The 12,436-nt window shown below is 68.7% G+C and carries 12 protein-coding genes and 1 pseudogene; 8 read left to right on the top strand and 5 right to left on the bottom strand.

The genetic code is table 11. The features are described 5' to 3' along the window. Positions 1-291: 291 nt before the first annotated feature. On the top strand, positions 292-384 hold the full coding sequence (locus ACIOJE_RS40600; RefSeq protein ID WP_360575940.1) for a DUF3307 domain-containing protein: 93 nt from the start codon (positions 292-294) through the stop codon (positions 382-384). Positions 385-393: 9 nt separating this feature from the next. Continuing rightward, entirely contained in the window at positions 394-687 is a 294-nt protein-coding gene (locus ACIOJE_RS40595) for a hypothetical protein (protein ID WP_280682737.1), read from the top strand. A gap of 150 nt (positions 688-837) precedes the next feature. Here the strand turns inward: ACIOJE_RS40595 and ACIOJE_RS40590 are convergent, their stop codons facing one another. Then, on the bottom strand, positions 838-1,563 hold the full coding sequence (locus ACIOJE_RS40590) for a dienelactone hydrolase family protein (RefSeq protein ID WP_400783630.1): 726 nt from the start codon (positions 1,561-1,563) through the stop codon (positions 838-840). Positions 1,564-1,577: 14 nt separating this feature from the next. Between ACIOJE_RS40590 and ACIOJE_RS40585 the strand changes: the two genes are divergently transcribed. From ACIOJE_RS40585 to ACIOJE_RS40570, 4 genes are all read left to right on the top strand, one after another. Beyond that, positions 1,578-2,171 carry a hypothetical protein gene (locus ACIOJE_RS40585; protein WP_348534136.1) on the top strand — a complete coding sequence of 198 codons (594 nt, stop codon included), beginning with the start codon at positions 1,578-1,580 and terminating at the stop codon, positions 2,169-2,171. 58 nt (positions 2,172-2,229) lie between these two features. Then, on the top strand, positions 2,230-2,442 hold the full coding sequence (locus ACIOJE_RS40580; RefSeq protein ID WP_400783627.1) for a hypothetical protein: 213 nt from the start codon (positions 2,230-2,232) through the stop codon (positions 2,440-2,442). A gap of 377 nt (positions 2,443-2,819) precedes the next feature. After that, positions 2,820-3,275 carry a hypothetical protein gene (locus ACIOJE_RS40575; RefSeq protein WP_400783624.1) on the top strand — a complete coding sequence of 152 codons (456 nt, stop codon included), beginning with the start codon at positions 2,820-2,822 and terminating at the stop codon, positions 3,273-3,275. 149 nt (positions 3,276-3,424) lie between these two features. Then, complete coding sequence (locus ACIOJE_RS40570; protein ID WP_400783621.1) at positions 3,425-7,021, top strand: hypothetical protein; 3,597 nt, start codon at positions 3,425-3,427, stop codon at positions 7,019-7,021. Between the two features lie 7 nt (positions 7,022-7,028). Here ACIOJE_RS40570 and ACIOJE_RS40565 read toward each other — a convergent pair whose 3' ends face one another. Further along, positions 7,029-7,265: a hypothetical protein gene (locus ACIOJE_RS40565; protein WP_280682747.1), complete on the bottom strand. Its 237-nt coding sequence runs from the start codon at positions 7,263-7,265 to the stop codon at positions 7,029-7,031. 756 nt (positions 7,266-8,021) lie between these two features. On the opposite strand from ACIOJE_RS40565, the gene ACIOJE_RS40560 reads away from it, so the two are divergent. After that, the gene (locus ACIOJE_RS40560; protein WP_400783617.1) at positions 8,022-8,420 is read left to right on the top strand and encodes a hypothetical protein; all 399 of its coding nucleotides are present in this window, start codon (positions 8,022-8,024) and stop codon (positions 8,418-8,420) included. Between the two features lie 91 nt (positions 8,421-8,511). On the opposite strand, the gene ACIOJE_RS40555 is transcribed toward ACIOJE_RS40560, so the two are convergent. Both ACIOJE_RS40555 and ACIOJE_RS40550 read right to left on the bottom strand, forming a co-directional pair. Next, positions 8,512-9,645, bottom strand: a complete 1,134-nt coding sequence (locus ACIOJE_RS40555; protein ID WP_400783614.1) for a methyltransferase — start codon at positions 9,643-9,645, stop codon at positions 8,512-8,514. 179 nt (positions 9,646-9,824) lie between these two features. Continuing rightward, positions 9,825-10,832 (bottom strand): tyrosine-type recombinase/integrase, encoded by a 1,008-nt coding sequence (locus tag ACIOJE_RS40550; RefSeq protein WP_400783636.1) that lies wholly within the window; start codon positions 10,830-10,832, stop codon positions 9,825-9,827. Between the two features lie 116 nt (positions 10,833-10,948). On the opposite strand from ACIOJE_RS40550, the pseudogene ACIOJE_RS40545 reads away from it, so the two are divergent. Further along, a pseudogene (locus tag ACIOJE_RS40545) lies at positions 10,949-12,197 on the top strand (IS256 family transposase). 146 nt (positions 12,198-12,343) lie between these two features. On the opposite strand, the gene ACIOJE_RS40540 reads toward ACIOJE_RS40545, so the two are convergent. Beyond that, positions 12,344-12,436: hypothetical protein (locus ACIOJE_RS40540; protein ID WP_400783634.1), on the bottom strand; the 93-nt coding region annotated here is incomplete at its 5' end.

The following is a 12,436-nucleotide window of genomic DNA, read 5'->3' as shown; positions in this document are numbered from 1 at the left end:
CCGACGCACCCGTGTTCTTCCTCGGACCCATGTCCAAGGCATCGGCCCTTCCGGACTCCGACGAAACCGAACCGTCAGAAGCCGACCCGATCTGGCGATCCGTCAGCGAGCTCATCAGTGTCTCCCTTGCTCAGGGTGTCCACCTGATTCATGACACTCCCCCCACTGCCTTTCTCTCGGGGTTGCTCGAAGTTCGAGTCCGGGAAGCACGATGATCGTGCAGCTCAGGCGCGTGTGTCCGCGGTCGTTGGGTGAGCGACAGGTGTCGTGCACCGAGGCGGTGGCTTCCTGATGTTGTTCTTCGAGAGCCTGCTGGCGCATCTGGCCGGCGACTACCTCATCCAGTCGGACTGGATGGCGACGGAGAAGGTCAAGCGGTGGTGACCCGCGATCGTGCATGGCACCACGTATGGGCTGCCGTTCCTGCTGATCACGCAGTCCCCGCTCGCACTTGCGGTGATCGTGGCGACGCACGTTGTCCTGGACCGCTATCGGGCCGCGAAGTACCTGGTCTGGGCGCGGAACCTGCTGGCCCCTGCCTCGCGTCGGGTCGCTTGGGCGGACGTGCAGAAGAACCAGGGCTCGCCCGTGGCCGTGCCGTCCGGCCTGGCGAACGCCCTGGTCATCGTTGCTGACAACACTGTGCACCTGGCGATTAACGCCGCCGCCCTGGCGTGTTGGGGGTGATGGCGACGACTTGGGGCAGGGGACATGACCGGAATGCGCCAGAAACCTGCCGTGGCGACCGGTAAGCACCGGTGGTGGGTGGCCGAGCTTGGTGCGTGGTGACGGTCGACCGGCTTGGTTTGCGGTCCGGAATCGCGGTTGTCGACCAGATCACTCCGTGATGGGCAGGCACTCGGCGAGCAGGTCGACGACGTCACGCCACGCTCGCTGCGCGTGCCGTGGGTGGTAGCCGACGCCGGGGACCACGGTGTGGTCGACCGATGGGTGGTGGAAGGCGTGCAAGGCGCCGCCGTAGACCACGAGGCGCCAGTCGACGCCCGCGGCCTGCATCTCAGCGGTGAACGCGTCCCGTTGCGCGGGCGGCATGATGGGGTCTTCCGACCCGACACCGGCCCACACCGGGCAGCGAATGCGCGCCGCCTCGCCCGGTCGGCCCGTGGTCAGTGCGTTGACTGTCCCGATCGCCCGCAGGTCGACGCCGTCGCGCCCGAGTTCCAGAGCGATCGCGCCCCCGGTGCCGTAGCCGACGGCGGCGATCCGGTCGGGGTCGGTCCGCGGTTCGGCGCGCAACACGTCGAGCGCCGCGTGGCCGATGCCCCGCATCCGGTCGGGGTCGGCGAGCAGCGGCATGCAACGGGCAAGCATCTCCTCAGGGTCGCCCAAATAGCGCCCGCCGTGGAGGTCGAAGGCCAGCGCCACGTATCCCAGCTCAGCGAGTACATCGGCCCGGCGGCGCTCGACGTCGCTGAGCCCCATCCCCTCAGGCCCGACCAGGACCGCGGGCCGGCGGTCGACACCGGCCGGGAGCGCGAGGTGCCCGATCATCGTCAGGCCGTCAGCCGCGTATTCGACCGTGCGCGTTGTAACCGTCGTCATGAGCCTGGACTGTAGTGATCGCCGGGCCCGGTCGGGCCGGTGTTCTGCTGCTGGCAGAAGGCAGGTCTCTGGCGTATTCCGGAACCGCCCCGTCAGCGGTTCAGCTGCGCCATCAAGTCCCGGTTCGCGGCGCGTGCGGCGGCGAGGTCCTCGTCGCGCTCGGCGAGTTCGGAGCGGAGGTCGAGGATCCGCTGCTCCAGCTCGCCGATGCGGCGGGTGAGCGTTTCGACGTCGGCGGGGGCACCGAGCCCGGAGGCTTCCCAAGCAGCCTGTCCAAGCGCTTCAGACAGACGTCGTTCGAGCCGGGTGATGTGCGCGGACAGACGGCCGTTGCGGGCCGTGAGGTTCGCGATGTCGGCCAGCAGCGACCGGCGGCTGACCTGCGTTCCGGCCGTCGCGCTGGGAGGCGGCTCGCCCGCTCGGGCGAGAACGGCCGCGTGCAGGTCACCGTGCCGATGGATCAGACTGCGGTGGACGCCGGCGGCGCGGGCAACGGAGGAGACGGTGATCTCCTCGCCGTCCGCGGCCAGCTTGTCGAGGACCTTGAGGACACGGGTCCGCCGCCGGTCGGAGTCCGCTGCCCGTGCTCGGGCCAGGTGGTCCGGTGATCACCATTGGCTCTTCCCTGGGACGGCCGGCGGACAGCCGATCAGCAGCCGTCAACTCATGCGCAAGCTCACCGCGCTGGGCATCCGGGCCCGGCCCGCCCGCAACACCACGCTGATGGAGCTCTCCGCCGAACTCCCCGCCGTGGTGCTCAGCCGCCTGCTCGGACTACACATCTCCGCAGCTGAGAAGTGGGCAAAGGAGACGGCACCCACGCGCGCCGCCTACGCTGCCGAACTCTCCCGCCGGAAGACGGTCCATACGTCCCAATAGCCGGACGTATCCGATGAACCCCGGGGAACGGCGAACTCGATCACATGGCGTGGCTCGCTGTGGATCCTGACCAGGCCCACAGCCGGGATCTCGACCACACACCGTCTGGCATGCCCTATCACGGGGCCGGTGTCGGACCGGCATCCGAGCTGTACCGAGCCTGGGTCGTTCAGTGCGAAGCCCGTGACTGTCGGCATGATCCGCCGGGCATCGGGACCTGAAGTAGTCGGTGCGGCTCACCGAAGGTCCCCGGTGGGTAGCATCGTACGAAAGCGGCGTTCCCTCGCGGTACATAGAAGTTGACTGCCTTTGCTGGGAATGTAGATGACGATCAATCAGGCAACCGGGCGCCCCGACACGATGGGCTTGGTGAAGCAATGGATCTGGGTTCGGAACTGACGACGCTGGCGTCGAACGGCGCCAGTCAGCTGATCAACGTGATCGCCAGCGACGGCTGGGCTGCGGTGAAGTCCGTCGTGCTGGGGATGTGGCGGCGCTCGCATCCGGAACGCGCCGAGGCGGATCTCGCTCAGGCGCGGACGGACCTGCTCACCGCCCAAGAGGAGGGTACGGCTGAGCAGTTGCGGCAGGTTCTGGTAGTCGAGTGGCAGGCGCGGCTGTCCAGGCTACTGCTCGCCCATCCGGATCTCGCCGATGAGCTGCGGGCGCTTCTCGAAGGTGCGCTCGCCGGGCCCGAGGCGAACGGGACGATGCCTGCGGCCGGCTCGATCACGATCACCTCGCACGTGACCGGCGGGGGAGACGCGTATGTGGCAGGACGGGATCTGACCGTCAACCGCGAGCCCCGGGCCCCGCGGAGCGAATCGCGGTGACCGGGCAGCCGGATGCCCACGCACCCGGTGGTGCAGACGGCGGGCAACTGGACGCTCCGGAATCCGAAGGTGCGGAGGGCGTGCACCCGGATGCCCCGGCGCCCGGAGCCTCCTACCTCAGGCAACCCGACGCCCTTGTCCCCCGACGCATGGAGTACACACCGCCCGCGCGGCTGGATGTTCGCGTCAGCGGTGATGGTGACACCTTCGTCGCCGGCGGGGACATCACTATCGTCCAGGGCCCGGGGTCCCGCCGACTGGGAGAGCGCGGTGCCGATGACCGGTGCCCGTACCCCGGTCTGGAACCGTTCACCGCGTCGTACGCCGAGTGGTTCTACGGCCGGGCGCAGGCCGTCGCCCTGGTGCGCGAGCGGTTGGACGCGCGGGTTCGGCAGGGTGGCCCGCTGGTGGTGCTCGGGCCGTCGGGCGCGGGCAAGTCGTCGCTGCTCGCGGCCGGAGTGCTGCCCGACATCGCCGACGGGGGGTTACCGGGAGCGGCGCACTGGCGGCAAGTGCTGCTGACCCCGACCGCCGCCCCGGCCGCAGCGCTGGCGACGGCGCTAGGGGACGAGGGCGAGGTGCGGGACCGGTGGTCGGACCCCGAACGGTGCGCCGAGGAGATTATGCGTGGCCCTGGTGCGGCCGGGCTCGTGCTGGTGGTCGACCAGTTCGAGGAGGTCTTCACGCTGTGCACCGACGAGGCGGAGCGGCGCTGGTTCATCGAGGTGCTCGACCTCCTTGCCCGGCCATCGACCCGGAATGCGCTTGTGGTGCTTGGTGTGCGCGCTGACTTCTATGCGCAGTGCGCGGCATACGAACGGCTGCGGATGGCACTGCGGGCCGACCCGGTCCTGCTGGACCCGATGACTGAGGCCGAGATCGAGGAGGCGATCCGCCGTCCGGCGCAGGCTGTCGGGCTGCAGATCCAGGACGACTTGGTCGAGCGCATGCTCCGAGATCTCGGCGCCTCCGGGGACCAGGCACCGGGCGATGGGACGGCCGGCTCGTGGACGGCCGGGCTGCCGATGCTCGCCCACACGCTGCGGCTGACCTGGCAAGAGCGCCAGAACGGTGTCCTGACCGCTAACGGCTACCGGCTCACCGGCGGTATCAGAGGTGCCATCGCGAGGACAGCGGAGGAGCTCTTTGCTTCCCTCACCGCCGAGGGCCAGGAGGTCGCGCGCATCCTGTTCCTCCGGCTGGTCGCCGTCGGCCGGGACTCCGACGATGCCCGTCGGCACGTTGCCCACCAGGACCTCGTCCGCGACCTGCCCAAAGACGGGCCTGCCGAGACGGTGGTTAACGGATTCATACGGCATCGGCTGCTCGTCAAGGATGAGTTGACGGTGACCATCGCCCATGAGGCGTTGATCGGCGCCTGGCCGCGGCTCAAGGGCTGGATCGAGCAGGACCGCGCCGGGAACCTGATCCGCCAGGAGGTGGAGGAAGCAGCTGCCGCCTGGCATCGCGCCGGCCGCGACAGCGCCCAGCTCTACCGGGGCAACCCCCTGGAATCGGCTCGCAGTTGGGCTTCCGGTCATCCGGGCGACCTGAGCGCCACCGCCGACGGTTTCCTGCGCGCCGCCAGTCGGCAGGAGCACCGGGAGCGACGCCGGCGCCACCGGTGGATCGCCGCCGTCACGGCCCTGGCGCTGGTTGCCTCCGTTGCCGCGGCGTTCGGCTTCTGGCAGAGCGCCGCGGCCCAGTCCTCCGCCACCACGGCCATCAACAACCAGATCTCCGCGGAAGCGCTGCAACTGGTCGGCACGGATCCGCCGCTCGCCGCCCAACTCGCCCTGGTCGCCCACGATCGGGCCCCGAGCCAGGACACTGCCTCCCGGCTGCTGAACCTGGAGAACACCCCGATCGCCACCGAGCTGGCGGTCTCCCCGGGCGCCGCCATCTCGTCGGTCGTGTCCAGCCCGCACGGGCAACTCCTCGCCACCGCCAGCGCGGACAACGGGATCCGGCTCTGGGACGTGAGCGACCCGCACCACGCCGTGCTGCTGGGCTACGCGCAGCCGCCGGCGGCCACCCCGGTGGTCTCGGTGGCGTTCAGCCCCGACGGAAGCGTCCTCGCCGCCGGCAACCTCGGCGGGTCCGGACACACAGGCGGCATGGTGACCCTCTGGGGTATGGCCGATCCGCAGCACCCGACCCGGCTCGGCCCGCCGCTGACCGTGGCCGGGGACGTCACCACCGTACTGTTCAGCCCGGACGGGCACACCCTTGCCGGGGCGGGCAGCATCGGCGGCGGGGGGTCGGGCCTCGTGAACTTCTGGAACGTCACCGACCCCGGGCATCCGAAGCAGCTCAGCAGCCCCGAGATCCGGCCGAGCGGTGCGATCTCCTCCGCACTGTTCAGCCTGGACGGCAAGCAGCTGATCACCGACGAGTCCGGCGAGGTCGAGCTGTGGGACATGGGCGACACATCGCACCCCGCACAGCATCTGTCGGAGTTCTACGGCGCGGGCACGTCGGTGGCGATCAGCCCGGACCGCGGTTTCCTGGTCACCGGCGGGGAACACGACACCCTGGGGTTCTGGGACCTCGAGTCCCCACGGATGCCCCAATCCATCCTCGGGGGCCGGCCGCTGGCCGGTCTCACCAGCGACGTCCTCTCGGTGGCGATCAGCCCCGACGGGAGGGTGCTCGCTGTGGCGAACGCCAACGGGGTCACCAGCCTCTGGAACATCACCAATCCCTACTCCCCCAGCACGCTCGGCCAGTTGCCGAGTGGGTCGGAGCATGCCGCCATATCGCTGGCGTTCAGCCCGGACGGGCACACCCTGGCGGCGGGCGACCGCGGCGGCACCGCCACCCTGTGGAGCCTGCCACCGACCCTCCTTCCTGGCGGCGGCCCGGTGGCGTTCAGCCGGGGCGGGCGTCTGCTGGCGACCTCCAACGGCATCACCATGGCCCGCCTGTGGGACGTGACGGATCCACACAAACCCGTGCCCCTCGGCATGCCCGAGTCAGGCGGCAACAGCCCGGTCTCCGCCATGTCCTTCAGCCCGGACGGGCACACGCTGGCGCTCGGCAGCGCGGGCGCGGGCGGCGGGGCGATCTGGCTCTCCGACATCACCGATCCCCGCAAACCCGTGCCACGGGCGACGCTGCAGGGCTTTGTCAGCGGAGTGAGTTCGGTGGTGTTCAGCTCGGACGGGCGGATGTTGGCGGCCGGTGGTGGTGATGGGACGGTCCGGCTGTGGAGCACGACGGATACCCAGGCTCCGAGCCCGCTCGGTGAGCCGCTGCGGGGGTTCTCCGGTGGGGTGAGTTCGGTGGCATTCAGTCCGGACGGGCGGACCCTGGCAGCAGGCGGCGGCGACGGGACGGTCCGGCTGTGGAGCACGACGGATACCCAGGCTCCGAGCCCGCTCGGTGAGCCGCTGCGGGGGTTCTCGGGTGGGGTGAGTTCGGTGGCGTTCAGTCCGGACGGGCGGACCCTGGCAGCAGGCGGCGGCGACGGGACCGTCGGATTGTGGAACGTCAGCGACGTGCGGACTCCGGCCCGCCTCGGTCAGCCGCTGACCGGGCCGGTCGGCGTCGTGAACTCGGTGGCGTTCAGCCCGGACCACCACACCCTGGCGATCGCCAGCCCGGACGCCACCGTGCGCCTGGTCGACCTGGACGTGAACGCGGCGATCCGACGGCTCTGCAGCACCAGCACCGGAGCCCTCACCCGCGATCGTTGGAGCCAGTACGTACCCCAACTCCCTTACCGTCAGCCCTGTGTGACGTAGCCGGCGCTCAGCCGTTCTGCACCACCAGAGGCCCGCTGGGGTCGATCGTGAAGTCCTCAGTGGGTGTGGAGGAGTCGGGCGCGTCCACGTGCAGGGACCTGTAACCACCGTTGTTCAGGTTGCTGACGGTCACCGTGGCCTGGAAGGGCATGACGTTGCCGGTCGCGCAGTCGGGGACGCAGCTCTTGCTCCACAGCTGCCCGGTCCCGGTGGCCGTCGGCTCGCCCCAATCCGACCAGGTCATCCCCTTGAGAGTCTGTCCGGCGTCACCGCAGAACAGAAGGAAGGCGTCGGGTTGAGTGACCGGCTGCCCGTCGCACCCGTAGATCACGGCCGTCGGTGTGGTCGGCGTCGGATCCGGTGTGGGCGTCGGTGTGTCCGGCAGCGTGTCTGGCACCCCCGACGCGGGCGCGGGCCGTATCGGTGCAACCGGCCGTCCGGAGGAACCGCAACCCACCAACGCCACCGCCGCAGACACCAGTACGCCGGCGCGCCACCATCCATGACCCCTGGGCATCATCCGCTGCGCCATCGTTCCCCCTGCGATCACCGGCCCCGAAGGTGTGAGGACTTTCCATGGTAGTGACAACTCGCTTGCGTGGTATGCGAATACGCGCAGCCGGGACCCGCTTGCCACGAGAACGGAACCAGAGTGGCGGGAGTGGCGCCTGATGAGGACGGCCTCAGTGGCACCGCGCCACATCCGATGCATGCTGAACCTGGTGTGCCGCTCCGGAGGAGAGCACGGCGGCAATCAGGGGGGAGAGCCACCCGCATGTCGAGCTCAGGTGGCGAAGCCGTGCCCGATGGCCGATGATCATCGAAACCCGCCGATAGACCCACCGTGGGCGGTTGGTCAACGGCCGGCCGCCGACGCAGAGCCTCTGTAACACGCTGAAGTCGGCACAAACGAGCTACCTACGCTGCTGGACTCTCCCGCCAGACGGCATTCCGCAAGTCCCAATAGCCGGACTTACCGATAGCGATCTACCCGGAGGACGTGATCTCCCATCACCGGGCCTTCATCGCGCGCCGCAGAACCGAGCGGCCCAGTGAGGAGTACCGCGAGCTCACCGCCACCGAGTGGAACGAGTTCCTGGCCCACTTCGAACTCCGCAAGGTCGCCCTGGGGACCTGCGGCCGTGACTACGCGACCCCGTGCCAGCATGAAAACGCCTGTGTCAGATGTCCCCTACTGCTCGTGGACCCGGCCCAGATGCCACGTCTCCAGGAGATCCACGCCAACCTCGTCGACCGCCTCCAGGAGGCCCGGGACCAGGGCTGGCTTGGCGAGGTCGCCGCCATCGAGACCACCATGGCCGCCGCAGCGCAGAAGCTGGAGGCCATGCGCGAACGTGCAGCACAACCGTCCACCGTCCACCTTGGCATGCCCGACTAGAGAACGTCCGCCGCTACTTCAGCCCAACCCGGAGGCGATCGCCGAGGCGACCAGTCTGCTGGCTCCTGGCCACCGCCTACGTGAGCCGTAGTCAACTGCTGGCCAGACGCCACAGCGATGTGACCTCCGCAGCGCGGGCAGCATGGAGGGGATCAGTGCTGTCCGAAGCTCGCGGATGCTGCGGCCTGGTGTCGATCTTGTCCACCACGTGCAGGCCCGCTGCTTCGATGAAGGTCAGCAATTCGCGACGCGTCCTGAGTCCGAGGTGTTCGGCGAGGTCCGAGAGGATGAGCCATCCTTCACCACCTGGTTCGAGGTGGGAAGCCAGTCCGTTCAGGAAGCCGTGAAGCATGGCACTGTTCGGGTCGTAGACGCCTTGCTCGACAGCAGAGGTCGGCCGGGAGGGAATCCAAGGCGGGTTACAGACGATGAGGTGGGCGCGGCCTTCGGGGAACAACTCAGGACCCATGACATCGATGCGTTCGGTGAACTTCATTCGGTGGACGTTTTCGCGGGCACAGGACAGTGCGCGCGGGTTGATGTCGGTGGCCACAATGTGGTCGAGCCCCCGGCGGGCGAGGACGACAGCGAGTACGCCTGTCCCCGTGCCGAGGTCGAAGGCGGTACGACGACCGCCACCGTGGTTCACCGAGGCGGGCAGTGGTGTCTGTGCGACCAGATCGACGTACTCGCCCCTGATCGGGGAGAACACGCCGTAGTGCGGATGGATGCGGGTGTTGATGGCTGGCACGACCACGCCCTTCTCGCGCCACTGCTGGGCGCCGATTACGCCCAGCAGCTCTGTGAAGGAGACCACCACAGCTTCGTGCGGTGAGCCGTACGCCTCGACGCACGCCTGACGCACATCGGGAGCTCTGCGCAGAGCCAGGTAATAGTCGTCCTCCAGCAGCACAAGGAGCCTGCTCAGCACGCGGGCCCGGTGGCTGCGGGCCCGGCGGTGCAGATGGAAGGACTCAGCCGGGCTGTCCCCCGAGCGGGGAAGTTTCCGGTCGATACGGCGGCTCATCGCGCGTAGTAGCTGCCGTGCGTTGTGGAAGTCGCCCCGCCACAGCAACGCCGTACCTTCGCAGGCAAGACGGTAGGCGGTATCGGCTTTCATGCGGTCATCCGCGACGACGACCCGTCCGGGAAGCGGTGTGGCGCTCTCGGAATGCCATCGGGCGGATCGGACAGTGTGGTCTTCGGTCCAGTGGATCGTGGACACCACGTACTCCTCGTGATCGAACGTGCAGGGGCACGAAGAGCACTTCGACGAGGAGCAGGAGAAACGGCCTGTGCTACAGCACAGGCGCGAGTGTCAGGGCAGGCAGGGCTACCGCTCCCGCGTCGAAGCGCGAGAGGAGAAGTCGCCGAGAACCATGCCGAGTGTCACGACCAGCCCTTTCAGAAAGATGACGTAAGAGGCTCGCACGCTCCTGTCCTCACAGGCAAATCTGGTGCGGGTGGGGAGGAACCAGCCGAGAGTGACACCCTGTCGTAGTCCGCGACACGCCCAACGACGCCCAGCTGTCCAACTTCTTCACAACTACTTTCCGTGGCGAAGGCAAGATGGAACGCCAACTGACAGCCATGCTCGGCTAGTTCGGATAAGCAGGCGTGCTCATGCGCGCAAGGTGTGCCGTAGGGGCGCCCGCAGGAGCCCAGCTCGACCTTCCGCTTGTCGAAGTGTTCCTGGAACTCCGACCACTCCTCGGATGTGGGGTCCCGGTACTCCTCCTCCGGCCGCAGCTGGCGACGCTGGTCGAGGAACTGCTGGTAGTGGCGCACGATGCCGTCGTCGAAGACCGCGACGTAGCCACGAGTGGTCTGGATATTCAGGTGGCCGAGCAACGCGGCACCGATGTGGATGGGCAGCCCGGAGTTGACCAAGTCCGTGGCGAAGATCCTTCGGAAGTCATGGGCGGAGAACGTCGTCCCGACGAATTCAGGGTGGGTCTTGGCCAGCTCGGTGCAGCACTTGCGCAGGCGGCGCCAGATCGTGCTGGTGCTCATCGCCTGTCGTTCCAGGCCGGTCTGGGTCTGGAACAGGTAGGGCAGGGGCGGGCACCACACCTTCTCGTGGACGTCGTACCGGCTCGCGATCGGCACCGTTCCGTAGGTGCCGCGGTGCCGGCGGATGACCTGAGCGATGACGTGGAACAGTTCGGCGGACATCGGGATTACCCGCTCGCGGTCCGTCTTGGAGGGAGTGACGACCAGGAGCGCGACGACCTCGCCGTTGGGACGCTGGTAGTTGCGGACGCTCAGGTGGGTTAGTTCGGTCAGCTCCTCGATCCGCAGGCCGGCGTGCCGGAGCGTTTCGACGACGGCCCCGTCCCAGAAGGCCGCGGTCTCGTCCCGGGTGACGGCGACGAGCTCGCCGGTGTCCCGGTTGACCGCCCGCAGAGCCATGCTCAAGACCTGTGGATCGGTCCCGGGAAGGCACGCAGAGGGCGTACCTTCCCGAATGATCCCTTGATGGTCACCGAGTAGGCCCGCGTTGCAGCGCGGGTCGGGAAGGCACGCCCGTGCTCAGCGTAGTCACCGACGACGGCTCCACCCAGTCCGGCTCCCTGATCGACGAGATCGTCCGCGAGGGAGCCCGCCGGATGCTCGCCGCCGCCCTGGAAGCGGAAGTCAACCAGTACATAGCCGAGTTGGCGGCCGAGCGGGACGAGGCCAATCATCGTCTGGTGGTCCGCAACGGCCACCACCAGTCGAGAACCGTGACCACCGCCGCTGGCCCGATCGAGGTCAGAGCCCCGCGCGTGAACGACAAGCGGGTCGATGAGACGACTGGCGAGCGGCAGCGGTTCTCCTCGAAGATCCTTGCGCCGTGGTGCCGCAAGTCGCCCAAGGTCAGCGAGGTACTGCCGCTGCTCTACCTGCACGGGCTCTCCTCCGGCGACTTCGTGCCCGCACTGGAGCAGTTCCTCGGCTCGGCCGCCGGGCTGTCGCCGGCCACCGTCACCCGGCTGACCAAGCAATGGAGCGAGGACCACACGGCCTTCCAGGCCCGCGACCTGTCCGACCGCGACTTCGTCTACGTGTGGGCCGACGGCGTGCACCCGAAGGTCCGGCTCGGGCAGGCGCACTCGTGCGTGCTGGTCCTGCTCGGCGTACGTCGACGGCACCAAGGAGCTGATCGCGCTCGCCGAAGGGCTGCGCGAGTCCACCGAATCGTGGGCGGACCTGCTGCGCGACTGCCGCCGACGCGGCATGCGCGACCCGGAGCTGGTGGTCGGCGACGGCGCGATGGGACTGTGGCGGGCCCTGGCTGAGGTGTTCCCCACCGCACGGCACCAGAGGTGCTGGGTTCATAAAGCCAGGAACGTCTCGAACGCCCTGCCGAAGTCCGCGCAGCCCGGAGCGACGAAGGCGATGCAGGAGATCTACAACGCCGAGGGCCGCACCCATGCCGAGAAGGCGATCGATGCGTTCGCCAGGACCTACGGCGCCAAGTGGCCCAAGGCCGTCGCGAAGATCACGGATGATCGGGACGAACTGCTGGCCTTCTACGACTTTCCGGCCGAGCACTGGATCCACCTGCGGACGACGAATCCCATCGAGTCGACGTTCTCCACGGTCAAGCTTCGGACCAAGGTCACCCGCGGCGCCGGCAGCCCGGCCGCGGCCCTGGCGATGGTGTTCAAGCTCGTCGAGTCCGCCCAGGCCCGATGGCGCGCGATCACCGGCGCCCACCTGGTCCCTCTGGTCCGGGCCGGAGCCCGGTTCGAGAATGGCGTCCTGGTCGAGCGAGGGGAACTGGCGGCCTGAGCGGCCGTGTCCGGGCGTAGTAGGGGCGGCATGGCGAGTCCGAATACGTTGAGGTTGAGGCCCCGGGACTGTCCTGAGCCAACCGTTGGCCGAACGCGGGCAGCCCCGGCCGCCCGCGCGTCCCAGGCTGACCAGCAGTTCCCGGGTCAGGGCCGGGTGAGCTGACGTGCTGCCGCGTCGACGGTCTGCGCGAGGAGGACAGCGATAGTCATGGGGCCGACACCGCCGGGGACGGGAGT

Source organism: Kitasatospora sp. NPDC087861 (assembly GCF_044742585.1).
GTDB lineage: Bacteria > Actinomycetota > Actinomycetes > Streptomycetales > Streptomycetaceae > Kitasatospora.
Note: the sequence above shows the minus strand (reverse complement) of the source record. Positions and strands in the feature narration are given on the sequence as shown.